This window comes from Shimia sp. R9_3 (assembly GCF_017743755.1).
GTDB lineage: Bacteria > Pseudomonadota > Alphaproteobacteria > Rhodobacterales > Rhodobacteraceae > Shimia.
The window spans coordinates 42,400-57,034 of sequence record NZ_JAGHRP010000004.1 but is presented as its reverse complement, the minus strand read 5'-3'; the positions used below and the strand labels follow the sequence as shown (position 1 = coordinate 57,034).

Genomic DNA, 14,635 nt, shown 5'->3' with positions numbered 1-14,635 from the left:
TCCATGTCCGCTTTGATGTTTCAACACCTGCGCGACACCAAAAATGTTGGCGATGCAATGTGCAGCCCCTTTGACTATTTTGACTGGCCGGATGCACAAGCCAAAGACCTGCGCACGCCAAGCCCAGACTACAAAATAGGAATTTACGGCGGCGGCAAAATCTTCGGCGGGCTCGCTGATGAAGCCGGCATTCTCAAGCAAGATGGCGTCAAGCATATAGCTTGGGGTGTGGGCACACGACAAACCTTCCCGATTTCACGCAAATACAGCCGCGCGCGCCAACTCTGCGATCTGATCGGGAGCCGCGATTATGGTGACACGCGCTATGACTACGCTCCCTGTGCAAGCTGTATGTCGCCTCTGTTTGATACGGCGTTCCCCCCTAAACACGACGTAGTGTTCTACTTTCATGGTGGCAAGACCGAGAAACAGAAACTCGGCATCCCGGAAGACATGCCCAAACTATCAAACAACTGCAATTCCCTTGAAGAAGCGCTGGCGTTTATCGCGAGTGGCAAGACGGTTGTGTCAAACTCGTATCACGGTGTCTATTGGTCCCTGCTTATGGGACGCAAAACAATCTGCGTTCCGTTTTCAAACAAGTTTTACGGCTACCGCTTCAAACCCGCCTATGCGACGCCCAAAAATTGGAAGGACAAACTCGATACCGGCATCGCAACACCAGAAATGCTGCAGACATGCCGCGACGCTACACTGGCATTCAAGGCCAAAGTAGACACCATTATCGAAGAGATCACACATTGACCCGCTCCCTCCTCTTCCTAACCGGCACCCGTGCGGATTTTGGCAAGCTGGAACCGCTCGCCGTTGCGGCGCGGGATGCAGGCTTTGACGTGACTTTTTTCATCACCGGCATGCATATGCTGGCGCGCTACGGGCTGACCAAGATCGAAGTGCACCGCATGCCTGGTGTGACCAAACACGAATTCCTCAACCAGCGTCCCGGTGACTCCCAAGATATCATTCTGGCCAAAACCGTGGTGGGATTTTCAGACTACATCACCGAAACCAAGCCGGATCTGGTGGTCGTGCATGGCGACCGTATCGAGGCGCTAGCGGGCGCGCTTGTGGCGGCGACCAACTACATCCCTTGCGCCCATATCGAGGGCGGCGAGGTCTCCGGTACGATTGATGAGATTTACCGCCACTGCAACACCAAGCTCTCCAGCCACCATTTTGTCAGCTCCGACGCCGCAAAAAAACGCGTGATGGCGATGGGAGAGCCGGAGGGTGCGATCCATGTGATCGGCTCCCCAGAGCTGGATTTCCACGCGGGGCCGTCCGGTGTGACGCTGGATCAGGTCAAGGCACACTACGACATTCCGTTTGACGATTTTGGTCTTGTGACCTTCCACCCGGTCACCTCAGAGCAGGCCACCATGGGCGCACAGGCGAAAGACCTGTTTGATGAATTGAACGCATCGGGCAAAAACTTCATCGTGATTGCACCCAACAATGATCCCGGTTCTGAAGACATCTTCAAAGTGCTCGACGCGCTACCCAAAGACCGCTTCCGTCAATATCCGTCGATGCGGTTCAATCATTTTTCAGAGCTGATGAAAAATGCCGCCTGCATGATCGGCAATTCCTCCGCAGGTGTGCGTGAAGCGCCCTTCCTCGGCCTGCCGTCACTGGATGTGGGCACCCGTCAGACCAATCGCGCGCAAGCAGGGTCTGTGATGTCCTGCGCCGCCTCTGATCGCGCCGCAATCCGTGATTTCCTGTCCATCCAATGGGGCAAGCCCCACGCGCCGCACACAGGCTTTGGTGAAGGCCATTCCGCAGACCGCTTTGTGGATCTGCTCAACAGCGACACATTCTGGACCCAGGGCCTGCAAAAAGCCTTTCAGGACAACGCCTGAAAGGCTTGATGTTTCAGGACATATCCATGTCCACCCTGCCTGTGAAACGCCGCGCCTCCCAGGCGCGCGCAATCAACAGGCTGCTGTCACGCATGGTGTCAAAACGGGGCATCAGCGGATTGCCTGATGTGTCCTGACCCCGCACAAGCGCCAGAAAATCACGCATCATATCCATGAACATGTCATTGCGTTCAAAGACATAGGGCGTGGTCTTCATGCCCTGCCCCATATCTTCAGACAGGCTCGGTGCGAGGAAATCAAGATCCACCACACGGTCACGCCCCCGCAGCGCCGCCTTGCGCAGCGACACGGGTGAGACGTAATCCATCGAAATGGTCCCCACCGCCCCCTTGGCCGCGACAACATCCACGCGGGTGGCAAAATCAATCTGCGGGAAGTCTTTATGTGCCAAAGCGCGCACATCAGAAATCTCTAGTGGGCCCATGACCGCCAGCGCCAGATCCATTTCGTGACACAGATCCATCAAGACGCCGCCGCCTTCCGGCTCTGCAGCATAGCTCCCGGCAAAAGACCAGTTTTCCCGCCACTGGCGCACGTCATGGCCGATCTCGAATGAAAACCCGTAGGTCTGACTCAGATTCAGCGCGCCCAGCGCCCGCACTGCCGGGTGATAGCGCATCATGAACCCAACCATGGAACGCGCCGCCACGGGGGCCGCTACCGCGTGAATGGCCTCAACCTGCGCCACCCGCCAGGCCAGCGGTTTTTCCGCATAAAACGGCCAATCCCGCGCGGCACACATCTCGATCAGCTCCAGCCGGATCGGTGTGGAGGTGGCAATCACCACCGCCTCTATGTCCTGCCGCGCCTCAAAGCTGGCACGGTCAAACCCGCGCCAGCCGATCAGCTCAACAGCCTCGCCCAATGCGGCCAGATTGGCCGCATGGCGTTTGCCAATCGAGCCCGCGCCGATGACCGCAATCACCACGCGGAGAAGCCCCCATCCACATTGACCATCTGACCGGTCATATGGCCTGCGTGCTTGCTGGCAAGAAATAGCATCACATCCGCGATTTCATCAGGTTGCGCCATGCGGTCCTGCATGATCAGCGCGCCAACCCGTTTTTGGAACTCCTCAGAGTGACCATTGAACACCGCGCCCGGCGCAATGGTGTTCACGGTGGCGTCGCGCTTGGCCCAATAGCCCGCGAGCCAGACGGTCATGCCATGGATGCCCGCCTTGGAGACCCCGTAAGCGGAGAAATTCTTGAACGGCATGCCGTCATAAATCGGGTGATGCGCGCCGTTGAGCGCATACATCGACGCCACATTGATCAGCGCGCTTGGGTATTTGCCCACGATGTCGCGATCCATCTGACGCGCAATCATGAAAGCACCGGTGAGGTTGGTACGCATGGTGCGCTCAAAATCTTCCACGCTGGTGTCGGCAAAATCCGGAAACGGCTTGCCCGCCCCCATCAGCATCTCACCGGTGATGGCCGCGTTGTTGAGAACCACATTGGGCTGCCAGCCATCCGCCATCACCCGCTTGAAGATCTCAACCACTTCTTCTTCCACGCCGACGTTCAGATCGTAATAGCCAAAGTTCGGATTGTCGCCATGCGCCTCTTTGAGGGCATCCGCGCGTGCGCCGGGCAGATCGGTGGCCACAACCTTTGCACCCACCTCCAGCATGCGGCGCACATAGGTGGAGCCCAAGACGCCGCCAGAGCCCGTGATAAATACCGTGCGCCCGTCCAACTGTTTGTCCATCTTGCGGCCTCCTTCAGCCTTTGCTGTCGAGCTGTTCCTGAAGAAGAAGCTCTACCAATTTGAAATCAAAAGGGGAATCAATGTCGATGCAGCGCTCTGACGGCATCTCAAACGGGATCACCCGCCCCTCATAAATGGTCTGCGCCTCGCGCAAATATTTGGGCGCAACCACATAGGTGGAGGCCGCATGCTCATAGACAGTGGGCGCAGCCTGACGCGCCCAGACGCCCCCAGGCAGCGGCTTGCTCACATGCAGCGCGCCGGTTTCATCCGGCTCCACAAGGTTGAAATAGGGGTTTTTGCGCGCCTCACAGACGCTCATCACCATGTCTGGCTGCTCTGTCTGATAAAGCTCCAGCGCCCCCGTGATGTCTTCCGGCAGGCGCAAGGGCGAGGTGCAATCCAGATCCAGAAAAGCTGTCGCAGCCTTGCCTGCTGCCGCCTCACCGGCTTCCATCGCATGTTGCCACACCCCCCACTTGGGGGCCTCATCCGTGGCAAGATGTGCAGGCCGCAGCCCGATTGGCAACGCCCCTTTGGCAACCGCATGCTCATACATCTCTTCATCATCTGTCGAGACCACAACCGCATCCACCATCGGGTGGGCAAAAAGCTGATCCAGCGACCAATCAATCATCGGCTTGCCGCATAAGTCTTTGAAGTTCTTGCGAACCACCCCTTTGGAGCCTTTGCGCGCTCCGATGTGACCAAGGATCATAAATGGCTCTCCTGTGTTGCGGGCTCTATGCGTCTTGCCTGCCAGTATCGCAAGCGCGCCGCGCCCGTCCAGCGCGAAACGACGCGCCGCCCTGCTGTGATCTTGTTACGCAAGCCCCCAAAACCACGCAACGCCAAACTGGCAAACGGCTTGCGCGGAGAATCCGCAAACCATATGTATCGGCTATCTTGTTGGCGCAGAATGATTGATCACACCACCCATGCCGCTTTTCTCCCGCTCCTTTGGCCATTGGCTCACTGATACGGCCATCCGCAGCTTTTTGTCTGCGATGCGCAGTCTGCCCTATGAAACGCGCATCAATACCTGCGGTCAGATCATGACCAAAGTGATCGCGCCTCTCACAGGTAACCGTCGCCGCATCCGCGAAAATCTCGCCCTGGTAATGCCCGAGCTGTCAACGGAGGCGCGCGAAGCCATCGTGCGTGAAGTGCCGGAAACCATGGGCCGGATGCTGATGGAGATGTATTCCGCCGAGGAATTCTCCGCGCGTGTGGCCACCTATCCGATCAAAGGCCCCGGCCTTGCCGCTCTGAAAACGGCAAAGGAAGAGGGCAAAGGCGCGATGCTGGTCACCGGTCATTTTGGCAACTACCTCGCCGTCCGCGCCGCCCTTCTGGCGCAGGGCATTCCGGTTGGCGGGCTCTACAAAAAGATGTCGAACCCCTATTTCAACGCGCACTATGTGGCTGCGATGGAAGACTTTGGCAAACCGGTGTTTGAGCGTGGCCGCCGCGGCATGTCCGGCATGATCAAACATCTGCGCAGCGGCGGTTTTCTGGGGATTGTGCAGGATCAACGTATCAATGATGCGCCTGTGATGGACTTCTTGGGCAAACCCGCGCGCACCGCGACCTCTGCTGCTGAACTGGCGCTCAAGTACAAAGTTGACCTTGTGCCCTGCTATGGCATTCGCCAGCCTGACGGCACCTATGTGATCGAGACCGAGGCTCCAGTGCCGCACACCACTGCGGAAGAAATGACGCAGGCCCTGAACGATAGCCTAGAAGCGCTGATCCGCGCCTATCCCGGCCAATGGATGTGGACCCACAACCGCTGGCGTGGCGCCGGAAATGACACATCTGAGGATCGTGCGCGGTAAATGCCCTGAGCATTCGCTGCAATTATTCCACAAAATCATCCCATTTGCGCAACTTTTTAACCATTTCGCTCCTTTAGCAAGGTCGGTGACCCCAGAAACGACTTTGCGGGTTACTGTTGCCAAAGGAGACTGTTGTGTTCCACGTCCGCTCGTCCACCTACGCCAAACCCGCGCGTCATGCGCGCCTGTTTGAGCTGCTGCGCCAGCAAAATCTGGCCTTGGCGCATGAAGAGGCGCTCGCGCGCCAACCCGTTGATATGTTTAAGGCGGATCACTTTGAATTTCGCGCCGAACGCATGGTTAAACACGCCGCAGAGTCCCTGCTGCGCAGCGCCTAACCAACTCAACAACTGAGGGCTTTAGCCACGGAACCCTGTGGCCACCACGAATTTCTCGGAACTGTCCGCGCGGCTGCTTGGGGGTTTCACATTTGCCACTTTGGTGAATTTCTGCTTCAGAAGCTTTTGCAGCTCGCCTTCGGCCCCACCGGCCAAAACCTTGGCCACAAAGGTGCCGCCCTCTTCCAGTACGTCAAAGGCAAAATAAGCCGCCGCCTCACACAGCGCCATAATGCGCAAGTGGTCGGTCTGCTTGTGACCCGAGCTGGCCGCCGCCATGTCGCTCATCACCACATCCGCTTTGCCGCCGAGCCAGTCTTTGACCTTCACATCCGCATCGTCTTCCATGAAGTCGAGCTGATGGATATCACAGCCGGCAATGGCTTCCACTTCCTGAAGGTCGATCCCCAGAATAGTGCCAACCTTTTTGCCGGATTTTTCACCCAGCGCGTTTACGCGCGGCACGGCCACCTGGCACCAGCCTCCGGGGGCACAGCCTAGATCCACCACCCGGGCACCAGGCACCAGAAAGCGGTATTTGTCGTCCAGCTCCATGATCTTAAACGCCGCGCGACCACGATAGCCTTCGGCCTTTGCGCGCTGCACATAAGGATCATTGAGCTGACGTTGCAGCCAGCGGGTGCTCGACAGTTTGCGCCCGCGCGCAGACTTCACCTTCACGGTCAAATCGCGCTGTCCGCGCCCGGATGTGTTCTTGCCGGTCGGTTTCTTGGCCATCTCGCTCACCACTTTGCTTTGAAACAAAGCCTTCTAGTCATTTTTGCCGTCACTTCAAGCTGTCTTGCACGCTCAGAACGGCCCATCCTCTAGCACGCCGTCCGCGCTCATCTGCGCATAAAGCAGTCCTTCACGGAGCCCCCGGTCCGCCACGGAAAGCCGATCTGTCGGCCAGCAGCGCAGCAGCGCCTGCAAAATCGCCGAGCCACTCATGATCAGCGCCTGCCGGTCCTGCCCGATCCGCGGGTCGTTGCGTCGCCCCTTCGGGCCAAGATCCAGATAGCCCCGGATGACCTTATCAATCTGGTCACTGGTCATACGCAAACCGTCCACTTTGGTCCTGTCATAGCGGCGCAGCCCCAAATGACTTGCCGCCACGGTGGTCACCGTGCCGCTTGTGCCGATGATCTGAAAACCTTCGCTCGGCGGCGCATCCTTATAAGGTGCAAACTCGCTCAGATTTTCCTCAAAGAACCAGCTCATCAATGCAAAACGCGCGGCATCATCTTCCACATCGCGAAACTGGTCGCGCAAAGTGGCCACACCCAGCGGCACGCTGATCCAATCCACCACTTTGGCGGCCGGAAACGGGCTGTCAGCGGTGTGAAACCCGCCGCGCAGACGCATGATTGCGCGCGACCGCTCAATCGGCGGAACAGAGGACAGGTCGATCCAGACAAGCTCTGTTGACCCGCCGCCAATATCCACCACCAGAAGTTGCTCGGTCTTCATGGAGACAAGCGGCGCGCAGCTAATCACCGCCAGACGCGCTTCTTCCTCAGCCTGGATGATTTCCAGCTGCAAACCTGTCTCACGCCGCACCTGCCGCACAAAATCCCGCGCATTTTTGGCGCGCCGACAGGCCTCAGTGGCCACCAAACGCATGCGTTTGACCTTATGGCGCTTAAGCTTCTGCTGACAGATCCGCATCGCTTGGATCGTGCGCCGCATGGAGCCACGGGAAAGCCTTCCGGTGCTTTCCAGCCCGGAGCCCAACTGGACAGACTTGCTAAAGCTGTCCACCACATGAATTTGACTGCCCTTGGGTTGGGCAATCAACATGCGACAACTGTTCGTGCCCAGATCCAAGGCCGCGTAAAGCGTACTTGGATCAGGCGGTTTCGGCGCGGGGCTCTCAACCGGTTTTGGGAATGCGCCCGCACCTTTGGGACGCTTGGGCGCCATCGTCACGCCCTCCATTTCGTGTTGCCTTCAACCTAGTCTTTCGCTGCCCCCCGCGCAATCCCTCCTTGGATGACGCCGCGCATCTTTGGGGCGCGCTCTTGGCACAACGCCCCGGAAGCTCATCTTTTTCATGCAAAGATTTCACGCGCCCCGCAATAGCCAGAGCGCCGCTCCGACCGCTACAAGCAGCTCACAACAAAGCGCTAGGTCGCGGAATGCTGTCTTCGTGTCGAAATTGACACAAAGCGACAGGCGGCCCTGATTTACGTATGATGTACTGATACCGGAGGAATCAACCCCATGCCTGATGTCACCATTGTCTACTGGCGCGATATTCCTGCTCAGGTGATCGTTGGCAAAGGGCGTCGCGGCGCAAAGAAACCTTTGGCTGAACGGTTTGAGCAAGCAATCGACCGAGCAGCGATGAAGGTTGGCGCATCCGACACGGATGCCTATCTAGCAGAGTGGCGGAAGGCAGATCCGTATCCGGTTGAGGGCGAGCCGCAGGCGATTGTTGAACAAGAAGTCGCACGGCTTGAAGCAGAGTACGATCAGACGCGCATCAAGGCGCTGATCGACAATGAAGGCTGGGCATGACACGCCCCTCGATTTGGGAGGCCGCAATGGCTTTGTTGAATTTCAAGCGCAAGACCGATGAGGTCAAATCCGCCACACCGGAAATGGAAGCTTTCCTGAAAGGCTACTCCATCGAAGTGATGCCGCGCACGGCCGCCAAAGTCGACGACTTCCGCGTGCTTCTGCCTGAGGGCACCCGCGTCTATATCGCCCACATCGAGGGCACCCCGATCGAGGATATGGTCGCCACCGCCAAGCGCATCAAAGGCGAAGGCTATGACGTGATGCCCCACTTCCCGGCGCGCATTATCAAAGATAAGGCAACGCTTGAGAACTGGATCTCCATGTATCAGGGCGAAGCCGATGTGAAACAGGCGCTTCTGCTGGCCGGTGGCGTTGCCAACCCACATGGCGATTTCTCTGACTCCATGCAGCTGCTGGACACAGGCCTGTTTGACAAAGCCGGTTTCACCAACCTGCACGTTGCGGGTCACCCAGAGCCTAACATGGACATCGACCCGGACGGCGGTCGCGCCAACACCTACGCCGCTCTGGACTGGAAGCTTGAGTTCTCCAAGCGCACCGACGCCGATATGGCGCTCGCCACCCAGTTCTGCTTTGAGGCAGATCCGGTGATCGAATGGGCCAACACGCTGAAAGAGCGCGGCATGACCCTGCCGATCCACATTGGTATCGCAGGTCCTGCCAAGCTGCAGACCATGATCAAATTCGCCATTGCCTGCGGCGTTGGCCCGTCTCTCAAAGTGCTTCAGAAGCGCGCCAAAGACGTCTCTAAACTGCTGCTTCCGCATGAGCCAACCGAAGTTCTTGCCGGTCTGGCCGCCCACAAAGCGGCAAACCCGGATTTCAACATCGAGAAAGTCCACTTCTTCCCGCTTGGCGGCATCAAAACCAACGCCAACTGGGCAATCGAAAACGGCGGCGCCTCCACGCAGCCGGCCGCCCCACAAAGCACCTCTGTCTGACAGGATAAAACATGACCCGGACCATCATTGAATCACAAACAAAAACAGCGATCATGGGTTTTGACCAGCCGTTCACCGTTATCGGTGAGCGCATCAACCCAACCGGCCGCAAGATCCTGAACGCAGAGCTGGAAGCGGGCGATTTCTCCCGCGTGCAAGCCGATGCTCTGGCGCAGGTCGCTGCTGGTGCCACTGTTCTGGACATCAACTCCGGCGCGGTTTTCTCCAACAAAATGGCCGAAGACCCACGTTACGCGGACAACAACTTTGTTGAGCCTGACCTGATGCGCCAGCTGGTGGAAAAAGTGCAGGAAGTCACCGACTGCCCGCTCTGCATCGACAGCTCCGTGCCCGGAGCGCTTGAGGCGGGTCTGGAAGCGGCCAAAGGCCGTCCGCTGCTGAACTCTGTAACTGGTGAAGAAGAGCGTCTGGAAATCGTTCTGCCGCTGGTCAAGAAATACAACGTGCCTGTGGTGGCGATCTCCAACGACGACACCGGCATCTCCGAGGACCCAGAGGTCCGCTTTGCCGTGGCTAAAAAGATCGTTGAGCGCGCAGCTGACTTCGGCATCCCGGCGCATGACATCGTGGTTGACCCGCTGGTGATGCCAATCGGCGCCATGGGCACTGCTGGCCTGCAGGTGTTTGAACTGAACCGCCGCCTGCGCAACGAACTGGGCGTGAACACCACCTGCGGTGCGTCCAACATCTCCTTCGGCCTGCCAAACCGTCACGGCATCAACAACGCCTTCCTGCCAATGGCAATGGCGACCGGCATGACCTCCGCGATCATGAACCCGATTGCCCTGCCTGTTGGCCCCAAAAAGCTGGCCGAGAAGAAAGCCGAAATCGCCGCCAAAGGCATCATCATCCCAGAGGACATGGATGACGAGACCTTCTGCGAAACCTTCGGTCTGGGCTCCACCAAAGCCCGCGCAGGCAAAGAGATGGAGGCCATCCGCGCCGCCAACTTCCTGACCAACAACGACGAAGGTGGTGCTGAGTGGATCAAATTCAACAAATCCCCTGCAGATGCAGCCGCAGGTGGCCGGGGCGGTCGCCGTCGCCGTCGCGCCTAAGCGCTCCCTGATCTTACGAAGAAGCCCGCATCCTTTGATGCGGGCTTTTTTGTTTTATGTGAGAGGCTTATCCGCGCTTCTTAAGAGCGCGGAAGTCAGCAGCTCCCGCCGTGGGATCGTCACCTTCACCAAACAGGCTGTGTTTCTGGATCTTCTGCGTCCCGGTCACCGGAATATCCGGATGGAACCGGATCCAGCCCGGTGCTTTGTAATAGGCCAGCCGTGCAAAGCACCAATCAAACAGCTCCTGTGACAGAGCCTCACTCTCCGCGCCGATCACCTGCACACAGGCCATCACCTCTTCATCACGCATCTCGTCTGCCACAGCCACCACCGCCACGCGCTCAACAGCCGGGTGGTCCTGCAGACAAGCCTCAATCTCCGCCGCCGCAATATTTTCGCCAGACCGGCGGATGATGTTTTTCTTGCGGTCCACAAAAGTGATCATGTTGGTTTCATCCATCATCACCGTGTCGCCGGTGTGAAACCATCCGCCGCGCCAGGCCTCTTCTGTGGCCTCGGGCAAGTTCAGATAGCCTGAGAAAGCGCCGCGTCGCGGGGTCTCTTCACTGTAGCGCAACACCATTTCGCCCGGTGTGCCCCGTGGCACTTCTTGGTCGTCGCCATCCACCACGCGCACGTCCAGCCCCGGTTGCGGGCGGCCCATGGCGCGGGTGTCGATGCGGCGCGGCTCCTCATAGTCGCCCAGCAGCCGGCACATCTCCGTCATGCCCCAGACCTCGATCAAGGGAAAGCCAAAGCGCTCTTCAAACGGGCGGTGCAGCGTGGGCTCCACCCCTGCCCCGACGGCGAATTTCACTTTGTGTTTCTTTTCCCAAGCCTCAGGTGCTCGGTTCATCAACGCCGGAATGACGATCCCCAGATAATGCGCCGCTGTGGCTTCTGTTTCCGCCAGTTCGCGCCACCATGCGCTGGCCCGGAACCGCTCGGGCGTAATCTGCGCGCTGCCGGTTTCAATCACCGCCATGAACAGCAGAATCGCGGCGTTCACATGGAACAGCGGCAAGGGGCAATAGACCTTGGTCACCCCCGCCTCAAACTGGATGAGGCCACCACGTGAGGCATACCACTGCCCCATCTCCACCTCATAGCCATGGCTCAGCATACAGCCCTTGGGCCGCCCCGTGGTGCCGGAGGTGTAGATCAGGCTGGCCTCAGTCTCCTGCGTGATTGGACCCGTGTTGGGCGCAGCGGTTTTGCTCTGTGGCAGCACAGGCAACGTGGTGCCCATCTCCACCATCGGCACATCCAGACCGCTCTCCGCGATCCCGGCCTCCATCAGCGCACGCTGCTCCCGCACCACAAGCGCCAGCTCCGCGCCGCTGTCTTGCAGCAGATAGGCCACCTCTGCGGGGCGGTAGTCCGGATTCACAGGCACCCAACTGATGCCCAGCTCTGACAAGGCCAATTTCAGCAAGAGCATCTCAGGGCGATTTTCCAGCAGCGCTGCGATCCGGTGCCCATGGCCATAGCCTGCGGCTTTCAGCGTGGCCACCATCGACGAAACCTGCGCCTGCGCCTCGCCATAGGTGCAGAGGTATCCCTCCGGGTGATATGCGCGCTCTGCGTTGGCTGGAACCTGCAAAAACAGCTTGTCAGCATAGGTCTCAGCCCGTGCGGCAAACAGCGCACCAATCGTCATGCTCATGAGCCTTCCTCCCTCTTCTTGGCGCGCGACTTTAGCGGAGCGCACAGCGAGCGCAATCACCGTAGAAACACCTAGGCGGCGCCGCTTTCCTGCATCTTGCGGGCATCCATCAGCTGGCCGTTGAACTCCGCGCCCAGAACAAAAATCGCCGACATCAGATAGAGATAGACCAGCGTCGACATAATCCCGGCAAGCCCGGCATAGGTGACCGAATAAGTCGAAAACCGGCTGAGGTAGAACCCAAACCCTTTTGAAACCGCCCACCAGAGGACAATACAGAGCAAGATACCGGGCAACAGCTCGCGCGACGAATGCGGCATGCCCGGCAGCCATTTGTGACAGGCAAACAGGAAGAAAACCGAAACGGACAAGGTCACGATCTGACGGAACTGTTCGTTGCTCAAAATCGACTGTCCTAGCCAAGGGACAAGATCATCAAAGTAGTGCACCGCCAACGGTACAATCACGTTGAACGCCCCGGCCACGACAATCACGCCGGACCCCGCAATCACAAACAGGATCGCCAGTGCACGCGTTTTCCAAAACGGCCGCGGATCTTCATCGCGGTACGCATCCGTGATCACCAGCCGGATGGCCTGAACCCCGTTTGAGGCAAAAAAGATCGCCAGAACCGCCCCGAAGGTCAGCGTGGAACTCCCCGCCTGCAGCACCGCGCGCAGCTCGCTCTCAATGGAATCCGCAATCGCATCCGGCCAGGCGCCAATGGTGAACTCGACCACGTCGTCGATATGCGCCTGCGGGCTCAGCACCCCCGCCAATGAAAGCGCAAACAGACAGAAGGGAAAAATCGCAAAGAGAAAGGACAGCGCAAGGTGCGAGCTGCGCACAGCACCGCCTTTTGATCCAAATCTGCGGACGGCTTCAAAAAAACTTTGCAGGAAACTCAACAGCCCCACTCACATTCAGCAACTTCAGTTCGCCACCATAATAGATTGAATAAAAGGGGTTTTCCATGACCCCAATCCAACAATCCCAGCTCTGACGCAGGGGATTTGGGTCGCCTCCTAAAATTTTAGGTAAATACCGCTAAAAACTGATGACAGTCTAAAAGGATATTTTCAGAAACTGGCTCTAACACTGGTCTCAGAGGGAAGACGCGGTCTGGGGACACAGCCGCAGCCTTCCTTAAGGGTCATGCAGCAGCCTCTCCAAATGTGCTGCCTGGCCCCGGACGACCGGCGCGCGCTCTCCCTCCCGGTGGCGCTGGTTGGGCGCAAGATCGCTACGCCTTGGCGGTTTTGCAATGTCTGTGCCCATGCCAGACCACTCACAGAACCAAGGCTGGTGCTGGCTCTACTCCAAGGAGCCAGCACCAAATCCCCCAAACGCCATCAAGCGCCGCGCAGAAAAAAAGGCGCCCCAATCCGGGACGCCTGAAACCCTGCTTTGTGGATGCGTTAGTTTGCACCTAGATAGGATTGGATATCGCTTTGCGCGCGGGCCACGTCACGCCCTTTGGGCGCGGGTATCTCGCCGGCCTCAGCCATCTCTTCCACCAGCGACCGGTAGGTCTCTAGATAGTTCTCCGGCAGATTATGGGCGATGCCCTGGTGGCAATCGATACAGGTTTTGCCTTCATCCAGCGCCTGCTGGTGATTGGCCGCCGCGCGGTTCTCCTGAATGGTGAAATCCATATATTCGAAGTTGTGACAGTTGCGGCATTCGCGGCTGTCGGACCTCTTCATTTTCACCCAGGATTTGGACGCCATGCCAAGCCGGTGTTCCTCGTATTTCTCCGGCGTGTTAATCGTACCCACCAGCGTGTGATACACATCTTTGCTGGCCAGAATCTTGGCTTTGATCTTGTGCTGCCATTCCTTTGGCACGTGGCAATCCGGACAGGTCGCCCGCACACCGGAGTGGTTGTTGTAATGCACGGTCTCTTTGTACTCGACAAAGTTGGTCTCCATCTCGTGGCAAGAGACACAGAACTCTTCGGTGTTGGTCAGCTCAAGCGCCCAGTGGAAGCCCCCCCAAAACAGGATGCCCCCCACAAAGCCCCCAATCAGCAACCCACCCAGAGAGAAGGTTGTCGTGGGCGAAGTCACCGTGCGCCACACACGCCGGAAAAAGCCGGGTTTGTCATCATGATCAGACATGTCTCAACTCCTTTCCTGCTGCGTTATTGGGACGGGGTGAAGGTGCTCTCCACCAACGGCGGCGTGTTGGCCTGCGGCACGTGGCACTGGTTACAGAACCAACGGGTGCCCGCGACCTGATCAAGCTGTTCGCCCTCACGCCCCAGATAATGGGTCATCGACAGCGTTGGTGCGCCGCGATCCCCGGCATTGCTCCAGTCATGGCACGCAAGACACTGATTGGCGCTCAGATCAATCTGATACTGATCGATGGAATGCGGGATCAGCGGCGGTTGCTGGCGATAATTGCGCACAAACCGGCGGCTCTCCTGATGCAGAACCTCATCAATCCGGTTGATGTGGTCAATCTGATCATTGCGTAGGCTCTTCACGGTGCCCGCCTGATCCGCAATCGCAAAGCCGCTGCCCACAACCACAGCAACCGCTGCCAAGGTGCTGACAAAACTGTATTTTCTCATCTTACAATCTCCGTAGCTTGCGGGGGTGGCC

At 58.3% G+C, this 14,635-nt stretch carries 16 protein-coding genes; 7 read left to right on the top strand and 9 right to left on the bottom strand.

Features of this window, described 5'->3' with window-relative positions; genetic code table 11:
- The first annotated feature begins 3 nt into the window (after positions 1–3).
- Entirely contained in the window at positions 4–765 is a 762-nt protein-coding gene (locus J7412_RS11640; protein ID WP_209078814.1) for a hypothetical protein, read from the top strand.
- Positions 762–1,883: a UDP-N-acetylglucosamine 2-epimerase gene (gene neuC, locus J7412_RS11635; protein ID WP_209078813.1), complete on the top strand. Its 1,122-nt coding sequence runs from the start codon at positions 762–764 to the stop codon at positions 1,881–1,883. Before J7412_RS11640 ends, neuC begins: the two co-directional genes overlap by 4 nt.
- A gap of 13 nt (positions 1,884–1,896) precedes the next feature.
- Here the strand turns inward: neuC and J7412_RS11630 are convergent, their stop codons facing one another.
- From J7412_RS11630 to J7412_RS11620, 3 genes are read right to left on the bottom strand one after another with little or no spacing between them, the layout of a single operon-like run.
- Positions 1,897–2,832 carry a Gfo/Idh/MocA family oxidoreductase gene (locus tag J7412_RS11630; RefSeq protein ID WP_209078812.1) on the bottom strand — a complete coding sequence of 312 codons (936 nt, stop codon included), beginning with the start codon at positions 2,830–2,832 and terminating at the stop codon, positions 1,897–1,899.
- Positions 2,826–3,617 carry an SDR family oxidoreductase gene (locus tag J7412_RS11625; RefSeq protein ID WP_209062821.1) on the bottom strand — a complete coding sequence of 264 codons (792 nt, stop codon included), beginning with the start codon at positions 3,615–3,617 and terminating at the stop codon, positions 2,826–2,828. Before J7412_RS11625 ends, J7412_RS11630 begins: the two co-directional genes overlap by 7 nt.
- A 13-nt stretch (positions 3,618–3,630) precedes the next feature.
- Positions 3,631–4,335, bottom strand: a complete 705-nt coding sequence (locus tag J7412_RS11620; protein ID WP_209078811.1) for an acylneuraminate cytidylyltransferase family protein — start codon at positions 4,333–4,335, stop codon at positions 3,631–3,633.
- A gap of 205 nt (positions 4,336–4,540) precedes the next feature.
- On the opposite strand from J7412_RS11620, the gene J7412_RS11615 reads away from it, so the two are divergent.
- Both J7412_RS11615 and J7412_RS11610 read left to right on the top strand, forming a co-directional pair.
- On the top strand, positions 4,541–5,455 hold the full coding sequence (locus J7412_RS11615) for a lysophospholipid acyltransferase family protein (protein ID WP_247743903.1): 915 nt from the start codon (positions 4,541–4,543) through the stop codon (positions 5,453–5,455).
- Positions 5,456–5,589: 134 nt separating this feature from the next.
- Positions 5,590–5,793, top strand: coding sequence for a hypothetical protein (locus J7412_RS11610; RefSeq protein ID WP_209078810.1), 204 nt, complete (start codon positions 5,590–5,592; stop codon positions 5,791–5,793).
- Between the two features lie 21 nt (positions 5,794–5,814).
- On the opposite strand, the gene J7412_RS11605 is transcribed toward J7412_RS11610, so the two are convergent.
- On the bottom strand, positions 5,815–6,531 hold the full coding sequence (locus J7412_RS11605; protein WP_209062827.1) for an RlmE family RNA methyltransferase: 717 nt from the start codon (positions 6,529–6,531) through the stop codon (positions 5,815–5,817).
- A gap of 72 nt (positions 6,532–6,603) precedes the next feature.
- On the bottom strand, positions 6,604–7,716 hold the full coding sequence (locus J7412_RS11600) for a Ppx/GppA phosphatase family protein (protein ID WP_209078809.1): 1,113 nt from the start codon (positions 7,714–7,716) through the stop codon (positions 6,604–6,606).
- Between the two features lie 300 nt (positions 7,717–8,016).
- Here J7412_RS11600 and J7412_RS11595 point away from each other — a divergent pair, with 300 nt between their 5' ends.
- The 3 genes from J7412_RS11595 to J7412_RS11585 are packed head-to-tail and all read left to right on the top strand — an operon-like array spanning position 8,017 to position 10,357.
- Positions 8,017–8,313, top strand: coding sequence for a virulence factor (locus tag J7412_RS11595; RefSeq protein ID WP_209062831.1), 297 nt, complete (start codon positions 8,017–8,019; stop codon positions 8,311–8,313).
- 26 nt (positions 8,314–8,339) lie between these two features.
- Entirely contained in the window at positions 8,340–9,278 is a 939-nt protein-coding gene (locus tag J7412_RS11590; RefSeq protein WP_209078808.1) for a methylenetetrahydrofolate reductase, read from the top strand.
- 11 nt (positions 9,279–9,289) lie between these two features.
- A complete protein-coding gene (locus J7412_RS11585) occupies positions 9,290–10,357 on the top strand; it encodes a methyltetrahydrofolate cobalamin methyltransferase (RefSeq protein WP_209078807.1) in 1,068 nt (355 codons plus the stop codon).
- A gap of 67 nt (positions 10,358–10,424) precedes the next feature.
- Here J7412_RS11585 and J7412_RS11580 read toward each other — a convergent pair whose 3' ends face one another.
- The 4 genes from J7412_RS11580 to J7412_RS11565 all read right to left on the bottom strand — a co-directional run bounded on the left by J7412_RS11580 (position 10,425) and on the right by J7412_RS11565 (position 14,604).
- A complete protein-coding gene (locus J7412_RS11580) occupies positions 10,425–12,026 on the bottom strand; it encodes an AMP-binding protein (protein ID WP_209078806.1) in 1,602 nt (533 codons plus the stop codon).
- Positions 12,027–12,097: 71 nt separating this feature from the next.
- On the bottom strand, positions 12,098–12,943 hold the full coding sequence (locus tag J7412_RS11575) for a YihY/virulence factor BrkB family protein (protein WP_348540495.1): 846 nt from the start codon (positions 12,941–12,943) through the stop codon (positions 12,098–12,100).
- 501 nt (positions 12,944–13,444) lie between these two features.
- On the bottom strand, positions 13,445–14,146 hold the full coding sequence (locus tag J7412_RS11570) for a NapC/NirT family cytochrome c (protein ID WP_209078804.1): 702 nt from the start codon (positions 14,144–14,146) through the stop codon (positions 13,445–13,447).
- A 23-nt stretch (positions 14,147–14,169) separates the two neighbouring features.
- On the bottom strand, positions 14,170–14,604 hold the full coding sequence (locus J7412_RS11565; RefSeq protein ID WP_209062844.1) for a nitrate reductase cytochrome c-type subunit: 435 nt from the start codon (positions 14,602–14,604) through the stop codon (positions 14,170–14,172).
- Positions 14,605–14,635: the final 31 nt, after the last annotated feature.

Coding starts and splice junctions, on each gene's coding strand:
- J7412_RS11605 (WP_209062827.1), bottom strand. CDS start 6,531: ATGGCCAAGAAACCGACCGGCAAGAACACATCCGGGCGCGGACAGCGC.
- J7412_RS11640 (WP_209078814.1), top strand. CDS start 4: ATGTCCGCTTTGATGTTTCAACACCTGCGCGACACCAAAAATGTTGGC.
- J7412_RS11620 (WP_209078811.1), bottom strand. CDS start 4,335: ATGATCCTTGGTCACATCGGAGCGCGCAAAGGCTCCAAAGGGGTGGTT.
- J7412_RS11600 (WP_209078809.1), bottom strand. CDS start 7,716: ATGGCGCCCAAGCGTCCCAAAGGTGCGGGCGCATTCCCAAAACCGGTT.
- J7412_RS11585 (WP_209078807.1), top strand. CDS start 9,290: ATGACCCGGACCATCATTGAATCACAAACAAAAACAGCGATCATGGGT.
- J7412_RS11565 (WP_209062844.1), bottom strand. CDS start 14,604: ATGAGAAAATACAGTTTTGTCAGCACCTTGGCAGCGGTTGCTGTGGTT.
- J7412_RS11625 (WP_209062821.1), bottom strand. CDS start 3,617: ATGGACAAACAGTTGGACGGGCGCACGGTATTTATCACGGGCTCTGGC.
- J7412_RS11590 (WP_209078808.1), top strand. CDS start 8,340: ATGGCTTTGTTGAATTTCAAGCGCAAGACCGATGAGGTCAAATCCGCC.
- J7412_RS11570 (WP_209078804.1), bottom strand. CDS start 14,146: ATGTCTGATCATGATGACAAACCCGGCTTTTTCCGGCGTGTGTGGCGC.
- J7412_RS11595 (WP_209062831.1), top strand. CDS start 8,017: ATGCCTGATGTCACCATTGTCTACTGGCGCGATATTCCTGCTCAGGTG.
- J7412_RS11580 (WP_209078806.1), bottom strand. CDS start 12,026: ATGAGCATGACGATTGGTGCGCTGTTTGCCGCACGGGCTGAGACCTAT.